Origin of the sequence: uncultured Roseobacter sp. (assembly GCF_947501835.1) — a bacterium.
In the GTDB taxonomy this organism is placed as follows: Bacteria; Pseudomonadota; Alphaproteobacteria; order Rhodobacterales; family Rhodobacteraceae; genus Roseobacter.
Window position 1 is genome coordinate 1 of sequence record NZ_CANMXR010000013.1, and the last position, 17,506, is coordinate 17,506.

The following is a 17,506-nucleotide window of genomic DNA, read 5'->3' on the forward strand; positions in this document are numbered from 1 at the left end:
TCTCCCATGTTCACAGATATCCTGTGATCCTATCGGGAGCTCGACCTCAGTTCAGGGTCAGCCCAATTACGCATGCTATGGGCCGAAGCTAGGCGACGGGTCACAATGGACTTGGATCCTGCAACGCTTCTGACGTCCGTTACGAGTCCAACCCAGACTTTATCTGTCTCGTGCTGCGCGCGCACGCAGCAAGACAATCTTTCTGGGCGCGCGGTTTAGTGTGCTGCGACGCGGCGGGAAAAGCGGTCGTTCTGGCACAGTGCCCCCATCGACAGTTGCACTGCACCGATCGAAGTTTCACCATTTCAAGTTCGGATAGTGGAGAGTGTTGTTTTCGCGATACTCTGTATCATCCAAGATGGCGCGATTGACGACGTCATAACTATAATTTAGTAAGCGCTCAGATCTGTTGGGGTGCCCAGTTCCGGGCTGAGATGCGTTTTGCGCGGACCCATTGAACCTGAACCGGTTAGGACCGGCGGAGGAAACAGCAATGGCGTATAAGACCGCCCGTATAGTTTCCAACACCAGTTTCGAGCCGCACAACTGAGGTGTTGGTAAAGTGATAGCCAAAGCTCTGACAATTGCGGGCTCGGATTCGGGCGGCGGTGCGGGCATTCAAGCTGATCTGAAATCCTTTGCCGCGATGGGTGTCTATGGCGCGTCTGTCGTCACTGCCGTTACAGCCCAAAATACGCAAGCCGTTACCGCCATCCACGCTGTGCCGGATGAAATCGTTGCTGCGCAAATAAAGGCCACTCTGGACGACATCGACATTCACGCAATCAAGATCGGAATGTTGGGGACACCTTCCTTGATCCAGGTCGTGGCCGAAGCGCTCAGCAGCTTTTCGGGCCCGGTCGTGCTTGATCCTGTGATGGTCGCAAAGTCCGGCGATACGCTTCTGGCCGATAGTGCGATTGATGCCTTGACAACACAGCTGATCCCACGCGCAACCCTGCTCACACCGAACTTGCCCGAAGCGGAAAAGCTTGTTGGTGTCGGGACACTCCAACAACAATCTGCCCGGTTATTGGATCTTGGGGCGCGGGCCGTCCTGATGAAAGGCGGGCATGCCGAAGGAGCGACATGCGTCGATGCTTTGGTGACGCGCGATGCAACGCGTGAGTTCTCGGCGCATCGTGTTGAAACCGGCAACACACACGGCACGGGATGCTCCTTCTCGTCCGCGATTGCCGCATGTCTTGCGCAAGGTCTGACCTTGGAAGCTTCTGTCACGCGCGCGCATGACTGGTTGCATCAGGCAATCGTGCAGGCGGATATGCTGGAGGTCGGGCACGGTCATGGCCCTGTTCACCACTTCCACGCGCTTTGGACATGAGTGATGCGTTCACCATATTGGGCGGCGGTGTCTGCGGCCTCGCTATGGCGGCAGAGCTGTCATCGCGCGGCGCGCAAGTGACCATTTTTGATCCCAATGGTGCCCCTGGAGAACACGCTTGCTCATGGTGGGCCGGTGGCATGTTGGCACCCGATTGCGAAGGGATCAGCGCCGAGCCAGAGGTCGTACGGCAGGGCCGCAAGGCTGCTGATTGGTGGGAACGCCATGGGGCGGAGGTCTCGCGTCAGGGAATACTCGTGGTTGCTTTGGGACGCGATCAAAGCGAATTGACCACTTTTGCCCGCCGTGCGCCAAGTGCTCGAAGCTTGGACCGCAAGGCGATAAACACGCTTGAGCCACATTTGGCGGATCACTTCGCCAAAGCGCTTTTCATTGACGAAGAAGCCCACCTTGATCCCCGCGCCACTTTGGCCACCGTCCACGCGCGACTTCCTCAGAACGGCGTTTCCTTTGTCAACGAAATCGACGGGCAAATCATCGATTGCCGAGGGCTTGTGGCGAGCGACACCTTGGCGGATCTGCGCGGGGTCAAAGGTGAGATGCTGGTGGTCCGCTGCAAAGACGTATCGCTTTCCCGCCCTGTGCGACTGCTGCACCCACGCTTTCCGCTTTACATCGTGCCGCGCGGGGATGGCGTCTTCATGTTGGGCGCAACCCAGATCGAAAGCGGCGAGCGCAACCGCGCGACACTGCGCTCGGTGATGGAGTTGATGAACGCAGCCTACGCGCTCCATCCCGCTTTTGGCGAGGCAGAACTGCTGGAAATCGGCGTGGATGCACGTCCCGCGTTTCCTGACAATCAACCGCGCATTCGCCATCTCAACGATCGCATCTGTGCAAATGGGCTGTTTCGGCACGGGTTCTTGCTGGCCCCCGCGCTGGCGTGCATGACAGCTGATTTAGTGCTTGAGGGCAAAACACCGGAGGTTTGGTATGAAGATCATCGTGAACGGTGAAGCCGTGGAAACTGGATCACCAAACTTGGCGGATTTGCTGGCCGAATTGGGGAAAGGCGATGCAAAGGTTGCCACGTCCCTAAATGAGGCGTTTGTCCCCAAGACGCTGCGCGAGACGCAGGCTTTGACCGACGGTGACCGGGTTGAGATCGTCGCCCCAAGGCAGGGGGGCTGAGATGCCCACGTTCTACGGAAAAGAGATTGCGTCGCGTTTGATGCTGGGGACCGCGCAATATCCATCGCCCGCCATTCTTGCCGATGCATTTCGCCGATCAGATGCCGGGATTGCGACGGTTTCCGTACGGCGCGAGGCCGGTGGTGAACAGGCTGGGCAAGATTTTTGGGCGTTGATCCAAAACCTTGGCGTCGAGGTATTGCCCAACACCGCCGGGTGCCATTCCGTCCGCGAGGCCATCACCACAGCGCAGATGGCCCGTGAATTGTTCGATACGAACTGGATCAAGCTAGAGGTCATCGGCCACGCCGACACGCTGCAACCCGATCCGTTCGGTCTGGTCGAAGCGGCAGCGCAACTGACTGATGATGGGTTCGAGGTCTTTCCCTATTGCACCGAGGACTTGGTGCTGTGCGAACGCCTTGTCCAAGTGGGCTGCAAGGTCCTCATGCCCTGGGGCGCGCCAATTGGCACCGGCCTGGGGTTGAACAACATCTATGGGCTGCGCAGCCTTCGCGCGCATTTCCCCGAGATTTCACTGGTCGTTGACGCGGGCCTTGGCCTTCCGTCTCAGGCCGCGCATGCGATTGAGTTAGGATATGACGCCGTATTGCTGAACACGGCTGTCGCCAAGGCGGGTGATCCTGCTGCGATGGCCGAAGGGTTTGCCCGCGCGGTTGAGGCCGGTGCGTTGGCGGCTGAAGCCGACCCGATGGAGCCGCGCGACATGGCCGCACCCTCGACCCCTGTGCTAGGAAAAGCGTTTCTATGACCCTCTCCCGCTTTTACCCCATCTTCGATGATGTTGCATGGTTGCGCCGGATGTTGCCCTTGGGGGTCAAACTTGTACAGCTCAGGATCAAAGGGAAACCGGATGATATTCTAAGGGCACAGCTGACTGAGGCCCGCGATCTTTGCCGCGCGCATGAAGCTGTGCTTGTGGTCAATGACCACTGGCAGTTGGCCATCGAACTGGGCTGCGACTGGGTGCATCTGGGCCAAGAGGACTTGGACATTGCCGATGTGACCGCGATCCGTGAGGCGGGATTGAAGCTGGGCGTCTCGACCCATGATGATGCCGAACTTGAGCGCGCCTTGGCCCTTGCACCCGACTATGTGGCGCTTGGCCCGGTCTATCCAACCATCCTCAAGAAGATGAAATGGCAAGAGCAAGGGGTGGAAAAACTGACCATGTGGAAAGAACGCATAGGCGAAACGCCTCTTGTTGCCATTGGAGGGATGAGCGTTGAACGCGCCCCGGGGGCTTTTGCCGCTGGCGCCGATATTGTTTCTGCCGTGACAGACATCACCCTGAACGCTGATCCCGATGCACGAGTACGCGCGTGGTTGGACGCCTGCGCATGACCCGCTACGCCCGCCAAACAGCCGTGCTTGGGCCCGACGCGCAGCAGCGTCTAGCCGAAAGCCGCGTTCTTGTGATCGGTGCTGGCGGCTTGGCGGTCCCTGTCTTGCAATACCTTGTTGGGGCGGGCGTAGGCTATGTCCGGTTGGTGGATGCGGATGTGGTTAGCCTCAGCAATCTGCACCGCCAGACCCTGTTCCGCGAAGCTGACATTGGCCAACCCAAGACAGAAGTGGCGGCGCGCAGCCTGGCGGCTTTGAACAGTGACGTAGACTTCGAAACGGTGGTGATGCGTCTTGATCCATCGAATATCGGAACGCTCTGCAACGGTGTTGATCTCCTGCTGGATTGCGCAGACAGCTTTGCGGTCAGCTACATGGCCTCGGATCATTGCCTTGAAACCGAACAACCGTTGATCAGCGCCAGCATCGTCGGTTCCGAAGGATATGTCGGCGGCTTTTGCGGCGGCAAACCGGGCCTGCGTGCTGTGTTTCCCGGCCTCCCTGAACAGCTTGGGTCTTGCGACAGCGACGGGGTTCTAGGCCCAAGCGTTGGTGTGATTGGCAGCTTACAGGCGCAGATGGCGATAGCCTTGCTTGTTGGAGATCGCACACCCTTGGGCAAATTGGTGACGTATGACGCGCGCGCCTTGCGATTTGGGGGTTTTCGTTTTGACAACGCACACGATCCAGCGCCCAACCCAGCCTTTATCGCGCCCTGTGAAATTATCGCCGACGACTTTTTGGTTGATCTGCGTACCCGCGATGAAACCGGCCCACCTCTGCCCGAAGCCATACGATCCTCTGTTGCTGCATTTGGACCGGACGGGCCAACACCCAAACATCACAAACGTGCCGTTTTGGCCTGTCGCAGCGGGCTTCGCGCCTGGCAGGCGGCTGAGCGACTGTCGCAACACTGGCAAGGAGAGATCAAGCTCCTTGCTTTGGGAGACTAAGGAGACCCACATGAAAGTTTTTTTGACCAGCGCCGCAGCTTTGCTGATCGCCGCGCCAGCCTATGCCCAAGACAAGATAACCCTCTTGCTGGATTGGTTTATCAACCCCGATCATGGCCCGATCATTGTCGCCGAAGAGCTTGGCTATTTCGCCGACCAAGACCTTGAGGTCAAGATCATCCCCCCGGCAGACCCGTCGGCCCCGCCGAAACTGGTCGCAGCGGGCCAAGGGGATATTGCCGTCAGCTATCAGCCGAGCCAGCACTTGCAAGTTGCCGAGGGCCTGCCGTTGATCCGCGTCGGCACGCTTGTCGCGACCCCTCTTAACTGTCTGCTAGTCCTGAAAGATGGACCCATTCAAGACATCAGCCAGTTGAAAGGGGCCAAGATCGGCTTCTCGGTCGCCGGTGTGGAAGAGGCCGTGCTGACCGCGATGCTGGGCAAACACGGTGTCAGTCTCGATGATGTCGAGATGGTAAACGTCAACTTCTCACTTAGCCCGTCGCTGATGTCCGGTCAGGTTGATGCGGTGATTGGGGCCTACCGGAATTTCGAATTGAACCAGATGGAAATCGAAGGGGTCGAGGGCAAGTGCTTTTATGTCGAGGAAGAGGGCGTGCCGACCTATGACGAGTTGATCTACGTCACCAACTCCGAACTGATGAACAAAGATCAGGTGCGCCGCTTCCTGCGCGCCACGGAATTGGCGACACAGTACATCGTGAATAACCCGGAGGCGTCATGGGACCTGTTCAAGGGCTATGCCCCGGAATTGGACGATGCCTTGAACGCAAAGGCATGGGTGGACACGCTGCCGCGCTTTGCCTTGCGCCCCGAAGCACTGGATGAAGGCCGCTACAGCCGCTTTGAGCAGTTTCTGGCGGACAGTGGCTTGGTCGAGGGGACGCGCACTGTGTCCGCGCTGGCGGTCGATCTGGGTGCGGAATGAGTTACGGTCGCGTTTTCGAAAACTGGCGAGGGGCGACCCCTGCTTGGTCTGATTACACTCAGCATGCGTTTGTTCGGGGGCTTGGGGAGGGCACATTGCCGCCCGAGGCGTTCCTGCACTATCTCAAACAGGACTACGTGTTTCTGATCCACTTCTCACGCGCTTGGGCTCTTGCGGTCACCAAGGCTGATACGGTCGCGGAAATGCGATTGGCTGCAGGCACCGTGAACGGTCTGATCAACGAGGAAATCGCGCTGCACATCAAAATCTGTGCTGATGCCGGGATTGATGAGGCGACACTATTTGCAACCGAAGAACGCGCCGAGAATCTGGCCTATACGCGCTATGTGCTGGACGCGGGGCATTCGGGCGATTTGCTTGACCTGCTGGCGGCATTAGCGCCTTGCGTCATGGGATATGGCGAAATTGGCAGTGCGCTGGCGGCGTCCAAGACCTCCGCGACCTATGCGGACTGGATCAACACCTATGCCGGTGAAGACTATCAACAGGTCTGCCGGGATGTAGGCGCGCTGATTGATACGGCGGTACAGCGCAGACTGGGTGATGACCCCCAATCAAGCCCCCGCTGGTCCACCCTTCAAAACCGTTTTGCGACGGCAACCAAGCTAGAGGTCGGGTTTTGGGACATGGGGCTGACCCCGTGACGCACGCTGTGCGGCTAAACGGGTCTGCAACCATTGGCGGCGTTTCTGTCTTTTCGCACCTTGATCTGTGTTTGGAGCCCGGCAAATGGACCTGCCTGCTGGGGGCCAGCGGGGTTGGCAAATCCACGGTGCTCAAGCTCTTTGCAGGTCTGGCGGATGCGGTCGATTTTCAAGGCGAAATCACGGATCCTGGCCGCGTTGCCCTCATGGCGCAGCACGACCTCCTGTTGCCGTGGCTGAGTGCCCTGGATAACGTGATGATTGGATCTCGCCTCCGCGGCGAGAACCCAGATCCAGAGCGCGCAATGCAGCTTCTGGAACAAGTTGGCCTGAAAGAGCATGCGCAAAAGCGGCCCCATGCGCTATCCGGTGGGCAGAGGCAACGGGTGGCCCTGGCCCGTACCCTGCTCGAAGATTGCCCCCTCGTGTTGCTCGATGAGCCGTTTTCAGCCCTCGACGCGCTAACACGCCTGCAAATGCAGGACCTCACCGCGTCGCTTTTGAAGGGCCGCTCTGTCCTGCTCGTGACCCATGACCCCGCTGAGGCAGCACGGCTGGGCGAGCATATCAAAATCATGACCGCATTAGACCTGATCGACATAGCCGGACCCAGCGGCCCTATTCCCCGTCCCATCGACGCAGCAGACGTCCTTGCGACGCACACGAAACTTCTCAATGACCTCAGGGGCCCTCTATGAGCGCCACAGATACCCTTCAATCTCTGGTCTCTGAGGATTGGCACGCCGCCACGACCCATGCTTTTACCAATGCGCTGGTAGATGGGACATTGGACCGGGACAAGATGGCCGGTTATCTGCAGCAGGATTACCTTTTTGTTGAAGGATTTTTGCGGCTGGTTGCCTCTGCTGTGGCCCATGCGCCCAGCCTGGCCGATGCGGTCCCGGGCGCACAGTTCCTTGGGCTGATCTGCGGACCGGAGAACACCTACTTCCTCCGCGCGTTGGATGCGCTTGACGTGCCCCAAGCCAACGAAGTCGCCCCGGAAACACGCGCCTTTCAAGATCTGATGGACGCGGCCCGCCGCTCTGGTCGCTACGAAATCATGCTGTCGGTGCTGGTCGTGGCCGAATGGATCTATCTGGATTGGGCCACGCCATTTGAAGACAAGGCAGAGGACCTTCCCTTTTGGCTCGGGGAATGGATTACCCTCCATTCGGGCGAAGGTTTTGCAGGCGTGGTCGCATATCTGCGCGGGCAGCTTGATGCTGTCTGGCTTGGCCTCGATGAAGACGCCCGCGCTGATGTCCAAGCGACATTTACAAAAGCCGTCGCCCTGGAACGCGCCTTTTTCGATGCGTCGTGGGCTGGGTTCCCGGTCGCACGGTGAGCGGTTGGCGTGGAGGGCTTGCAGCAACGCTTCTCGTTGTTGCGCTTTGGCAGGCCGTTGTCTGGAGCACAGGCGTGCCCAGATTCATACTGCCGCCCCCGATGCTGGTTGCAGAGACGATCTGGACCAGCCGCGCTTTGCTGGCCGAACACGCGTTCATCACGATGGCCGAAGTTCTCATCGGGCTTGTCCTTGGTGCAATCCTTGGTTTTATGACGGCCATTGCGCTCGTCGCGTCTCCTACGGCGCGGGCATTGGTCAGGCCAATCCTCATTTTTAGTCAGTCGGTGCCGGTTTTTGCCTTGGCCCCCATCTTGACGCTGTGGCTCGGCTTCGGGCTAGGGTCCAAGATTGTGATGGCCCTCATAATCATCTTCTTCCCGGTCACATCCTCATTCTTCGACGCGCTTATGCGCCCCAACAAGGACTGGCTGGGTATGGCTCGTGTGATGGGTGCAAGCCCCACACGCATCATGCTGCACGTGCGCATCCCGGCCGCGCTGCCGGGCTTTGCATCTGGTCTCAGGCTTGCCGCAGTGTATGCCCCAATCGGGGCGATCATTGGCGAATGGGTTGGAGCGTCTCGCGGGCTTGGCTATCTGATGTTGCTGGCCAATGGCCGCGCCAAGACCGACCTCATGTTTGCTGCCTTGCTGGTACTTGCTGTTCTTACGATCCTGCTGCACGCGGGTGTCAACAAGCTCTGTGAAAGGATGCTGGACCACCCAGAATTATCATGATGGCTCAGTGAGTTTTGAGGCAGTTTCAGACCATACCACGACAAATCTCGGCACCCACCAAGCGATGTATCAATGATGACCGGATTGGCGACTTGTGCCGCACCGCAATAACAAGCGTGCCGCAAGTGCGAAGGCATGCTGCATCGGCGAAGACACAAAATCCAAGGTCCGCAAAGTCCCGCCTTGCGGTCATCGGTGCTGGCTGCGGCGAAAGCTGATGGAGAACCCAAATCAACCGATGCTGCGGCTTGCACCAACGTCCGCTTTCAAGGTCAAAAAAGTTGCGACGGAAATCGCTAGGCCATCCGTTCAATACGCATAGCTGCCGGAGAAACCGATGCTTGATAGTGAACGACTACCACCCGCCATCGCACTTCTCGTCTTTTCTACGATGAGTTTATTGGTAATAGAAACGTCCGAAACGCTAGCCGTTGAGGGGAAGTCTCCATTGGAACGCTTATCGTCGGCGCTGAGTTCATCGATTGATCGCGACATCGACTCTCAGAAACTCCATTCCTCAGCTCAAATACCTTGGATTTAAGGTAATTTTCCCTAGGCGGCAAGGATGGCTAAGAAACCTCATAAATTTCATTCGCTGCTCAGCGCGGACATCCTTATGATCGATCAGTTGCTCAAACTTGGCATGATCGACCGTCGCAAGAACCCCGAGGACCGAGAGGCGATCTCATCTCTATTACCGATCAGGGCACCGCGGTTTTGAACGAAGTCCGAGATGTCTGGCAGGATATCGATGAGATGATTGCAGAAAAGCTAGGCTCTAAAAACGCGGCACTTCTCACCGAGCTTACGCGCGAACTGAAGTTCGCACTCGGTGGTCGTGTCCCCGACCGAGATCTGCCCCCACCGTCAGACCGAACAACAAAGCGGAGAAAAACACATGAAACCTGACGTCTTGCCCTTTGTCTTGGCAGCACTCGTTGCAACAGCCACACCGATACTCGCCGAGCCGCCGAACCTCCAAACGCCGTCGCCCGTCATCTATCTTGCCGACAATCTCGACGAAAAAGATGGCCTCGGGTGGTGCATCGATACGCTTGGGAGAGGGTTTGCCGAGCGACTGCAAGCTCACTCCTGCAAGCCACAGGGCGGGGACGTTCAGTTTTCATTCGACGCCGCGGCAGGACAAATTCGTTCGGTCGAGTATCCGGAGTACTGCATGGCGCATAGCCCCAGCGAGGAGAGCACATTCGCCCTTGCCGTCTGCGACGCTTCCGCGGGCGACCAGCAGTTCGTCTACAACTCTGACGGCGGCACGATTCAAACAGTGGCGGATGACAGCACCTGCGTATCCGTTGGTGAGAACAGCAGGTCTGCGGGTCCCTTCATGTCGCGAAGGCTTGTGCTGGCCGATTGTGCCATGACGGATGGTGTGTTCAAGGAATGGATTGTTCTGGAGTGACGCGGAGCCAAAATCGCTTAGGCCCGGTCTCTGCCACCTCTGTCAACGACGAGCCACTGCCCGAGGGCAGTTCGCTCCATCGATGGCAGGACACGGCGGGCGCACCGCTTGACGGACGGAAAAGCTTCAAGACGTGGTTTGAGACAATTGCGGGCAAGTTGGTCATTCTTTGTGATGTTTTGATCCACGATGGTTCCGGGATGATGCAAATCGTCGAGGTCATCGAGTGACTCGGGCGTTGTCATTCATCAAGCAAAACTGGCTCTTGGTCAGTCTGTTCCTTGGATCATTCACAATCGCGCTGTGGTTTGCCTTCCATGCCATTAGCGACGCGCTATATTTCAACGATCCGCGCAATGTCGATGTCGCCTCAAAACCGTGGATGACGCTTCGCTACGTCGTACTCGCGTATGATCTGACACGCCCATTGGGCATGGAACTTCTGGAGTTGAACCCTGAAGACGACCGGGGCGTGCGGTTGGGACGCCCGGCGCGGGATCGCAACATCTCGATGGAAGAACTGACGGGTCTCGTGGGGGATGCGGCTGCCTCGTATCGGGAGGGCCAGGAATGACAGACGCCATACTCGCTCTCCGGACTATGGGATTTTCTCGGTTTTTGGTGTGGTCCTGTTGGCGTGCCTCTCGGTCCCTTTGCCCGGCTCTGTGCTGGTGTTGACGTCTGGGAGCTTTGCAGCGGCCGGAGATATTTCACTCTTGACGGTCTTCTTGGTTGCGACAGTCGCTTATGTCCTCGGCGACCATCTGGCCTACCGGCTGGCGCTCTGATCTGGACCGCGGAGTGTGTTGCTCTTGGCTACATATTCGCCTCCAAACTTGAACAATTCGCAACCATCCTCAGCGACTTTTTCGGCGTCGTTCTGGCGGGAGATATCGCGGTGGCCTCGGTCATCCTCCTTATACGCCGATGGCAAGTCCAGGCTTTGCCAATGAACCAAGAACCATATTCCCAAATACCTATCTCTCTGAACAGAAAGGTCGAAATCGTGAAATACTATCTCCCAATCGTCACCACTGTCATAGCTTTTGCGGGCAACGTGGCACTTGCTGACCCCAACATCCTTTTGATCATCGCGGACGACATGGGGCTGGATGCCTCGCGATGCTACGATGTCGGAAAACAACAGGCCCCAATGCCGAACCTTGAGGCCATGTGTGCAAACGGCATTGTCTTCGACAACGCCTACGCCCAACCGACATGCTCGCCCACACGCGCAACTATCATGACAGGCCAATATGGCTTTCGCACAGGCGTCGGTGCGCCCATTGCCCCTGACGGTAGTGATGATTTAGACTCCGATATACCCACCTTGTTCGATGCATTGGCCCCGACAGGATATGCGGCAAATGTGATTGGGAAATGGCATATCACAGGCCGCGACATGGGTTACGATCTGCCCCAACAGATGGGTGTTCCTGATTACTTCGGCCTCTTCTATGGCGGTGTGCAGGACTACTTCAATTGGACCGCTGTTGAGGACGGTCAGGAAGTCCAAATCGAGGGCTATGCAACAACCGTGCTGACGGATCGCGCGATCGAATGGATCGAGGACCAAGAAGACCCGTGGTTCCTGTGGTTGGCGTATAACGCGCCGCATTCGCCTTTCCACCTTCCACCAAACGACCTGCATACGTTCGATGATTTGCCGGTTGACGAAGCCTCAGTCGACGAAAATCCACTGCCATATTACCAAGCCATGTTGGAAGCACTGGACACGGAAATCGGTCGCTTGCTCAATTCTATGAGCGATGAGGAACGCGCGAACACTGTCGTCATGTTCATCGGTGACAACGGCACGCCCAATCAGGTTCTAAACGGCTTGTACGGCGACCATCAGGCAAAAGCGACACTATACGACAGCGGAACACACGTGCCCTTGATTGTCTCTGGCCCTGGAATTGACGCCGGACGCACCGATGCCTTCACCAACACATCCGATCTGACCGCGACCATCGCAGGATTGACCGGAGCAGAGTTCTCATCCCCCGATTCTTATGATTTCGGCCCAGTGCTGGCCGGTGGCGAGGGCAGTCGTGACTACATCTACACGGACCATTTCACCAATCGTGAAACGCGCGGTGGCGGCATATATGGATGGGCGGTGCGTGAAGACAACTACCGCCTTGTCGTGCCAAAAGACGCACCGGCAGAGCTGTTTGATTTGTCATCGGATCCGCTTGAACAAGTGAACTTGCTTGGGGATGGCGGAACGGATGAGGTCATCCAGATTGTGGCAGATTTGCAGGCGCGGCGCGATGCTCTGGTGGCGACAGCCAACTAGGTCAACGATCTGACCCTGGGCCAGTCGAGATCCAAAGCTCCTTGCCAGTCAATTTTTCAAGGCTGGCGAGGCAACCAACAGTAGATATCATGAAGCGCTCCCTTACTCTCAGCCTTGTTCTTACCAGCATGGCAGCAACCGCCGATGCCCACGAAGACAGCCCCTAGCGGCTGGCCCAGATCGTCGCGATGTTTGCGCCGGATGCAAGTGTCGGCGTCCCCATCACACCCGTTGCCGCGTAGGCAGTGCGCTGCGTGGACAATCTTTTGCCAAGCGTCGCGCTCAACGGCGTGCGGATCGATGGCCCGGCCCCGGCAGATGCCATCCTCGCTGCACATACGATTGCACCATTCGACGATTGCGGCGGGCACATCAATCTTGGTGTTGGATATTACTACCATGCGGTCAACAGCCGTTCGAAAGAGGTTTCAGCAGCAGTTGCGGACCACGCACCCATCATCGGTATCGCGATGGATGGACACATACTGCACGGTCAACTGGACGCTGATGGCGTGGAATCATCGGATTTGGATGCGTAGATTCTCGGAATACGCACTCTGCATCAAAGGTCGCGAATGAGCCCGGCTTTGCCACCGATGCGATAGCAGCCAGTGTCCAGCTTTCATTCCAAGTTTATTTGAAGTCATCGAACGACTCGGATGAAAATCCAATCGTGACGCCGTCGAATGCTAGGCGCGATAGGCTGGCAAGGGGGCTCGGTCTTGTAACTCGATCATTCTACGTAACATCGTTTCGGTGACGGCCTGGCGCGCGCCAACTGCGATGGGAGCGTCGTAAATATTGCTGAGTTCGTCCGGATCAAGCTCCAAGTCATACAACTCATTCCAGTCTTCCCCCTCCCTTAGCGACATTCGATATTTTTCTGTCACGACGGTCCGGACCCGTTGAGGACGGTCAAATCCGGTCATGGTGCGCTGACTGTCTTCTTCGACGATGATGGCTTCGGGTGGCTTTGTGGAGAGCAAATCGCGGCCCTGAAGGCCGTTGAAAGGCTGAATGCCGGCGCGGGCAAGGATGGTTGCAGAGATGTCGATGGACGAACTGAGCCCGGCATCGGCTTTCGCTTGGGTCTGGTTGGCAGGATCGTTCCAGATAAACGGCACCCGGATGATGCCTTGGTAGTGCAACAACAACTTCAGCATCAGGCCATGATCCCCCATGTAATCGCCATGGTCCGACGTGAAGATCACCACCGTATTCTCGGCGAGACCGAGTGTTTTCAACCGCTTCAGGACCCGCCCGATGGCGTCGTCGATCATGGTGATCATGCCATAGGTCAGCGCGATGATGGCGCGGGCTTCGTCTTCAGTCACGGCAAAGGGGTTCTGGTTGTCCCTTGGGTCGGTGCCTTTTTGCATCGCGTCTCTCATCGCCTGGATCGGCGGTAGATCGCCTTGGCCAAATGACGCGGGCAAGGGTATGTCGGCGGGATTATACATGTCCCAATATCGCCCTGGCGGCGTGAAGGGGTGATGCGGATCCGGGAAGGACATTTGCAGAAAAAACGGGGCGGCTTGTTTGGCCTGCTTCTGAAGCCAGGCTTCGGACCGGTCTGCTATCCAAGAGGTCGAATACCGCTCTTCCGGGACAGCGGTGCGCCAGGCCTGGGGGGCGTCGATGCGATTGTCTGGTAGGGCGTTGTCCGGACCGGTCATGGTGTCGAAATCAGGTACCTGTTTGCGGGCCCACAACAGGTAATCACCTGACGCCTGATCACCATGGTCAGCAGCAACCTCGACATGATCAAAGCCGTAGAAATCGCCCTTCAACCGGTCGGCCAACGGCGTGTCCCAGTTAGGCGCGACCTCAAGGTCATATTCGTCAGAGTGACGGTTGTTCTTGTAGGCATCGCGAAGATGCGCCGAGGGGGTGGTCAACCCTTCCCTGGCCTCAAACCTGTTGGCAGCAGGCAAGCCGGTGAAGCTTTGCAGGTGGGACTTGCCGATGAGGCCGGTGCTGTATCCGGCGTCACGCAGCAATTCGACAAAGGTGGTGTGATCCTTGGATAGCGGGATACCGTTATGGCGCGCCCCGTGAACCGAGCACATCCTCCCGGTCATGATCGATGCCCGGTTTGGCATGCAGATCGGGTTTGCGACATAGAACCGATCCCACCTGGTGCCCGTTGCGGCGATCCGGTCGATGTTTGGCGTTTGCACAATCGCATTGCCGTAACATCCCAGATGATCCGCGCGGTGTTGATCGGTGATGATGAACAGGAAGTTGGGCCTTTTGGTCATTGGGATGTCTCGGAGTTAACGGCTTTGGATCGACCGGCGTAAACATCGAATGCAATCAAGGCCAGCCCGACCATAATTGCCGGCAGATGGATCATCGGATCTGTTGCCAGGCACATGAACGCAGTTGCAAAGCGGATCACGATCTCGGGCACCGTCAGCTTTCGGCGGTCAAAGCCGGACAGGGCTGATGAGAACAGCCAGATGCAAAAGCACGTGCGGATCACGATCCAGATAAATGGCACCAGGCTGAATTCCTCAATGATCAGGATGGTCGGGTAGAAGGCGAAGATGAACGGAATAATGAACTTGGCCATGCCCAACCGGAAAGACATGAACGCGGTCATCAAAGGGTTGGCCTGCGCAATGGGTGCTGCCGCATAGGCGGCGATCGCAACTGGTGGGGTTAGCGATGACGCGACGCCATAGTAAAAGACGAACATATGGGCCGTCAGCATCGAGACGCCCAGTTCCTGAATTGCCGGCCCCATAACCAGGATGATGATCAGGTAAGCTGGCAGCGTGGGCATGCCCATGCCAAGGATAAGTGCGCCCGCCATGGCCACCAGTAACGCCGAGAACAGGCTCTCCCCTCGGACCGACGCAATGACATTGGCCAGTTTAAGACCCAGACCGGTGCTATCGAGCGACCCCACAAGGATACCAATGGCGGCAATGGCGATCAGCAATGTGGCACCGGATTCAGCCCCTTTTAGGAAGGAGCGCCAGATGCGGGCCGGATCGTTCCGGACCTCGGGATTGATGACCGAGAGGACCAAAAGAGCAACGACCGCATAAAAACCGGCGGCCGAGGTAGAGAGTCCCGCCAGAAGTGATCCGATAACCACAAGGATCGGTCCAATAAACAGAACTGAGTTGATCAGGTCGGTGCGGGTGATCTGATCATCGACGGTCATTTGCTGAACTTCGATGCCTTGGCGGCGCGCTTCGACTGTCACTGCCGAGAAGAGGCTGAAATAGTAAAATAGGGCCGGAAATAGGGCAGCGATAATAATGTTGAGGTATCCCACACCCGTCAGGTCAGCCATCACCAGAGCCGCGGCCCCCATGATGGGCGGCATGATCTGCCCGCCGGACGACGCTGTCGCCTCGATCCCTGCTGCGAAGGTGGGCGTAAACCCGCGTTTCTTGATCATCGGGATTGTGAAAGTACCCGTACCCACGATGTTCGCCACCGTCGAGCCTGACATGGTACCAAACATGGACGAGGCCAGAATGGCGGCATGGGCCGGACCACCGCGGGTGCGACGGGTGGCGAGAAAGGCGAATTTCAGCAAAGTGTCGCCCGCACCGGTCCCTTCGAGAAGCACGCCGAAGATGATGAAGATGAACACCGTGCTTAGCACGATATTCGTGATCGAGCCGAATACGCCTTTGTTGGTGTTGTACCAAAGTGCCTCGGCCACCTCTTTCAGGGAGAATCCGGAATGCGCCATGATGCCTGGCAGGTCCTGACCGAAAAGAAGGTAGACCACCCCGAAGGTGCCGACGCCAAACAGCCCCCAGCCCCACAATCGGCGGCACAACTCAAGAAACACCACAAGTCCGGCCAGCGCGGGCCATGCGTCACGATTGGTCACGTCATAAAGCGCAGTTTCCATTTCGGTCTGGACGAAATGAAAGGACCAGATTGACCAAAGCCCGGCAACGATCAGGGCAACGTCAAAGACGAGATGCAGAGGGGTCGTCCCGTGCCGACGTTTTTGGGAGACCGCCACAGCTACAAATAGGGCCAGACCAAACCCAAGGGCGCGGTGCTGCTTCGGGTCGATCAGGCCTACTCCCGATGAATAGAACGCGATCAGGCCAAGGGCAAAGCAGGCCGCAGTAGAGGCAAAGGCGAATAACCGCAGCGGGAGGCTGGCTTTGGTTGCCGCATCAGACATCGGATCCACTTTCGTTACTGAAATAGAGGCCGGGCCGTGTGTCAGCCAGGATCAAAAGATCACTTACCGGGGCGCAGTTCGTCAGGAATGTCGAACCCGGCCTCTTCGTAATACCGCAAGGCACCTGGGTGCAGCGGCACGTTCACCGATGTAAAGGCAGATTCTTTCGTGACTTCTTTCAGGAAGAACGCAGTGGCATGGACCTCGCTCAGGTTTTCCCAGAACGCTTTGGCCGCGTTGTAAACCACATCATCAGACACACCGGCATGGGTGCCAACGAACTGCGTGAAGCCAAGGGCCGTGATCTCGCCGGTCGTCAACTGACCTTTGTAAACGCCGCCATCGAATTGCAACATCCCGCGACCTGGACGACCAAACAGCGCCTGCATCTCTTCGCTCCCAACCTTGTCTTCGGGGATCGACAGAACCAGGAATTCGCCCGACAGGCCAAAGCGTTCGATGTTGGCCGAACCGATTTCCGCGGGGCGCACCATCATGTCGATCTTGCCGTCTGCAAGGGCCGCGTAGCCTTCGCCCCAACTTAGCCGCACCGCGGTATAGTCTTCGCCTGCCACATATCCCGTGATGATCTTGATCAGTGCTTCGGACGTGGCCGAGGCCGATCCAGCCGGTGGGCCGGTGAAGACGGTCTTGCCCTTGATGTCCTCCCAGGTCTCAATGCCCGATCCGGCCAGTGTCACCGGATGGTAGGCCCCGGCTTTAAATCCCAGAATGGCGCGAATGTTCTTAACCAGTTCGGGCGCATCTTCAATGTTTTCGTACATCCGCTTCTGACCAGCCATCAGATTGACCAATGACGGAACGGTCGAGAAGAAGTCGATATCGCCCTTTGCCCCTTTGAGCATGGACTTGGTCAACGTCTGTCCGGCGTTGACCTGGATCTCAACACCGGCTTTTCCGGCCTGATTGGAAAACGCCACGAACATAGTGTGGACCGGATCGCCAACACCGGCTGTCTCGCCCTTGAAAATTTGCGCTGACGCTGCGACCGGTAAGGCCAAAGCAATCGTAGCGGCCAGCAAGCTCCGGCTCATTGACTTGAATTGAAACATGGTGTCCTCCCATAGACGTTTTGAGGACGGTA

20 protein-coding genes and 1 riboswitch are annotated in these 17,506 nt (G+C 57.6%); of the genes, 17 read left to right on the forward strand and 3 right to left on the reverse strand.

Going from position 1 to position 17,506, the window contains the following annotated elements:
• Positions 1-400 precede the first annotated feature (400 nt).
• A riboswitch (TPP riboswitch) is annotated at positions 401-504 on the forward strand.
• A 58-nt stretch (positions 505-562) separates the two neighbouring features.
• The 17 genes from thiD to Q1A20_RS21525 all read left to right on the forward strand — a co-directional run bounded on the left by thiD (position 563) and on the right by Q1A20_RS21525 (position 12,775).
• Entirely contained in the window at positions 563-1,342 is a 780-nt protein-coding gene (thiD, locus tag Q1A20_RS21445) for a bifunctional hydroxymethylpyrimidine kinase/phosphomethylpyrimidine kinase (protein WP_299409789.1), read from the forward strand.
• Positions 1,339-2,319, forward strand: coding sequence for an FAD-dependent oxidoreductase (locus tag Q1A20_RS21450; protein WP_299409792.1), 981 nt, complete (start codon positions 1,339-1,341; stop codon positions 2,317-2,319). Before thiD ends, Q1A20_RS21450 begins: the two co-directional genes overlap by 4 nt.
• Positions 2,297-2,494 (forward strand): sulfur carrier protein ThiS, encoded by a 198-nt coding sequence (gene thiS, locus Q1A20_RS21455; protein ID WP_299409794.1) that lies wholly within the window; start codon positions 2,297-2,299, stop codon positions 2,492-2,494. The genes Q1A20_RS21450 and thiS overlap by 23 nt, the downstream gene beginning before the upstream one ends.
• Position 2,495: 1 nt before the next feature.
• Complete coding sequence (locus tag Q1A20_RS21460) at positions 2,496-3,266, forward strand: thiazole synthase (protein ID WP_299409797.1); 771 nt, start codon at positions 2,496-2,498, stop codon at positions 3,264-3,266.
• The gene (locus Q1A20_RS21465) at positions 3,263-3,859 is read left to right on the forward strand and encodes a thiamine phosphate synthase (RefSeq protein ID WP_299918620.1); all 597 of its coding nucleotides are present in this window, start codon (positions 3,263-3,265) and stop codon (positions 3,857-3,859) included. Before Q1A20_RS21460 ends, Q1A20_RS21465 begins: the two co-directional genes overlap by 4 nt.
• Positions 3,856-4,812, forward strand: coding sequence for a HesA/MoeB/ThiF family protein (locus tag Q1A20_RS21470; protein WP_299918622.1), 957 nt, complete (start codon positions 3,856-3,858; stop codon positions 4,810-4,812). The genes Q1A20_RS21465 and Q1A20_RS21470 overlap by 4 nt, the downstream gene beginning before the upstream one ends.
• A gap of 10 nt (positions 4,813-4,822) precedes the next feature.
• The gene (locus tag Q1A20_RS21475) at positions 4,823-5,761 is read left to right on the forward strand and encodes an ABC transporter substrate-binding protein (protein WP_299918624.1); all 939 of its coding nucleotides are present in this window, start codon (positions 4,823-4,825) and stop codon (positions 5,759-5,761) included.
• Positions 5,758-6,426 (forward strand): thiaminase II, encoded by a 669-nt coding sequence (gene tenA / locus Q1A20_RS21480; protein WP_299918627.1) that lies wholly within the window; start codon positions 5,758-5,760, stop codon positions 6,424-6,426. Before Q1A20_RS21475 ends, tenA begins: the two co-directional genes overlap by 4 nt.
• Positions 6,423-7,124 (forward strand): ABC transporter ATP-binding protein, encoded by a 702-nt coding sequence (locus Q1A20_RS21485; protein WP_299918629.1) that lies wholly within the window; start codon positions 6,423-6,425, stop codon positions 7,122-7,124. The genes tenA and Q1A20_RS21485 overlap by 4 nt, the downstream gene beginning before the upstream one ends.
• Positions 7,121-7,774: a TenA family protein gene (locus tag Q1A20_RS21490; RefSeq protein ID WP_299918631.1), complete on the forward strand. Its 654-nt coding sequence runs from the start codon at positions 7,121-7,123 to the stop codon at positions 7,772-7,774. Before Q1A20_RS21485 ends, Q1A20_RS21490 begins: the two co-directional genes overlap by 4 nt.
• On the forward strand, positions 7,771-8,514 hold the full coding sequence (locus Q1A20_RS21495) for an ABC transporter permease (protein ID WP_299409815.1): 744 nt from the start codon (positions 7,771-7,773) through the stop codon (positions 8,512-8,514). Before Q1A20_RS21490 ends, Q1A20_RS21495 begins: the two co-directional genes overlap by 4 nt.
• Positions 8,515-9,079: 565 nt before the next feature.
• On the forward strand, positions 9,080-9,235 hold the full coding sequence (locus Q1A20_RS21500; protein WP_299918633.1) for a hypothetical protein: 156 nt from the start codon (positions 9,080-9,082) through the stop codon (positions 9,233-9,235).
• A 177-nt stretch (positions 9,236-9,412) separates the two neighbouring features.
• Positions 9,413-9,934 carry a ricin-type beta-trefoil lectin domain protein gene (locus Q1A20_RS21505; protein WP_299409817.1) on the forward strand — a complete coding sequence of 174 codons (522 nt, stop codon included), beginning with the start codon at positions 9,413-9,415 and terminating at the stop codon, positions 9,932-9,934.
• Entirely contained in the window at positions 9,931-10,164 is a 234-nt protein-coding gene (locus tag Q1A20_RS21510; protein ID WP_299409819.1) for a hypothetical protein, read from the forward strand. Before Q1A20_RS21505 ends, Q1A20_RS21510 begins: the two co-directional genes overlap by 4 nt.
• Positions 10,165-10,172: 8 nt before the next feature.
• The gene (locus Q1A20_RS21515) at positions 10,173-10,508 is read left to right on the forward strand and encodes a hypothetical protein (protein ID WP_299918636.1); all 336 of its coding nucleotides are present in this window, start codon (positions 10,173-10,175) and stop codon (positions 10,506-10,508) included.
• Positions 10,509-10,832: 324 nt separating this feature from the next.
• Positions 10,833-12,236, forward strand: coding sequence for a sulfatase-like hydrolase/transferase (locus Q1A20_RS21520; protein ID WP_299409824.1), 1,404 nt, complete (start codon positions 10,833-10,835; stop codon positions 12,234-12,236).
• A 254-nt stretch (positions 12,237-12,490) separates the two neighbouring features.
• Positions 12,491-12,775, forward strand: a complete 285-nt coding sequence (locus Q1A20_RS21525; RefSeq protein WP_299409827.1) for a YHYH protein — start codon at positions 12,491-12,493, stop codon at positions 12,773-12,775.
• A 150-nt stretch (positions 12,776-12,925) separates the two neighbouring features.
• On the opposite strand, the gene Q1A20_RS21530 is transcribed toward Q1A20_RS21525, so the two are convergent.
• The 3 genes from Q1A20_RS21530 to Q1A20_RS21540 are packed head-to-tail and all read right to left on the reverse strand — an operon-like array spanning position 12,926 to position 17,474.
• Positions 12,926-14,497, reverse strand: a complete 1,572-nt coding sequence (locus Q1A20_RS21530; RefSeq protein WP_299409829.1) for a sulfatase-like hydrolase/transferase — start codon at positions 14,495-14,497, stop codon at positions 12,926-12,928.
• A complete protein-coding gene (locus Q1A20_RS21535; protein ID WP_299409832.1) occupies positions 14,494-16,401 on the reverse strand; it encodes a TRAP transporter fused permease subunit in 1,908 nt (635 codons plus the stop codon). The genes Q1A20_RS21530 and Q1A20_RS21535 overlap by 4 nt, the downstream gene beginning before the upstream one ends.
• Positions 16,402-16,460: 59 nt before the next feature.
• Positions 16,461-17,474 (reverse strand): TAXI family TRAP transporter solute-binding subunit, encoded by a 1,014-nt coding sequence (locus tag Q1A20_RS21540; protein WP_299409835.1) that lies wholly within the window; start codon positions 17,472-17,474, stop codon positions 16,461-16,463.
• Positions 17,475-17,506 lie beyond the last annotated feature (32 nt).

What these genes read in the sequence shown, in the direction of transcription:
- Q1A20_RS21505 (WP_299409817.1), top strand. Translation starts at nt 9,413, where the DNA reads ATGAAACCTGACGTCTTGCCCTTTGTCTTGGCAGCACTCGTTGCAACA.
- tenA (WP_299918627.1), top strand. Translation starts at nt 5,758, where the DNA reads ATGAGTTACGGTCGCGTTTTCGAAAACTGGCGAGGGGCGACCCCTGCT.
- Q1A20_RS21465 (WP_299918620.1), top strand. Translation starts at nt 3,263, where the DNA reads ATGACCCTCTCCCGCTTTTACCCCATCTTCGATGATGTTGCATGGTTG.
- Q1A20_RS21530 (WP_299409829.1), bottom strand. Translation starts at nt 14,497, where the DNA reads ATGACCAAAAGGCCCAACTTCCTGTTCATCATCACCGATCAACACCGC.
- Q1A20_RS21540 (WP_299409835.1), bottom strand. Translation starts at nt 17,474, where the DNA reads ATGTTTCAATTCAAGTCAATGAGCCGGAGCTTGCTGGCCGCTACGATT.
- thiS (WP_299409794.1), top strand. Translation starts at nt 2,297, where the DNA reads ATGAAGATCATCGTGAACGGTGAAGCCGTGGAAACTGGATCACCAAAC.
- Q1A20_RS21535 (WP_299409832.1), bottom strand. Translation starts at nt 16,401, where the DNA reads ATGTCTGATGCGGCAACCAAAGCCAGCCTCCCGCTGCGGTTATTCGCC.
- Q1A20_RS21450 (WP_299409792.1), top strand. Translation starts at nt 1,339, where the DNA reads ATGAGTGATGCGTTCACCATATTGGGCGGCGGTGTCTGCGGCCTCGCT.
- Q1A20_RS21470 (WP_299918622.1), top strand. Translation starts at nt 3,856, where the DNA reads ATGACCCGCTACGCCCGCCAAACAGCCGTGCTTGGGCCCGACGCGCAG.
- Q1A20_RS21475 (WP_299918624.1), top strand. Translation starts at nt 4,823, where the DNA reads ATGAAAGTTTTTTTGACCAGCGCCGCAGCTTTGCTGATCGCCGCGCCA.
- Q1A20_RS21490 (WP_299918631.1), top strand. Translation starts at nt 7,121, where the DNA reads ATGAGCGCCACAGATACCCTTCAATCTCTGGTCTCTGAGGATTGGCAC.
- Q1A20_RS21500 (WP_299918633.1), top strand. Translation starts at nt 9,080, where the DNA reads ATGGCTAAGAAACCTCATAAATTTCATTCGCTGCTCAGCGCGGACATC.
- Q1A20_RS21460 (WP_299409797.1), top strand. Translation starts at nt 2,496, where the DNA reads ATGCCCACGTTCTACGGAAAAGAGATTGCGTCGCGTTTGATGCTGGGG.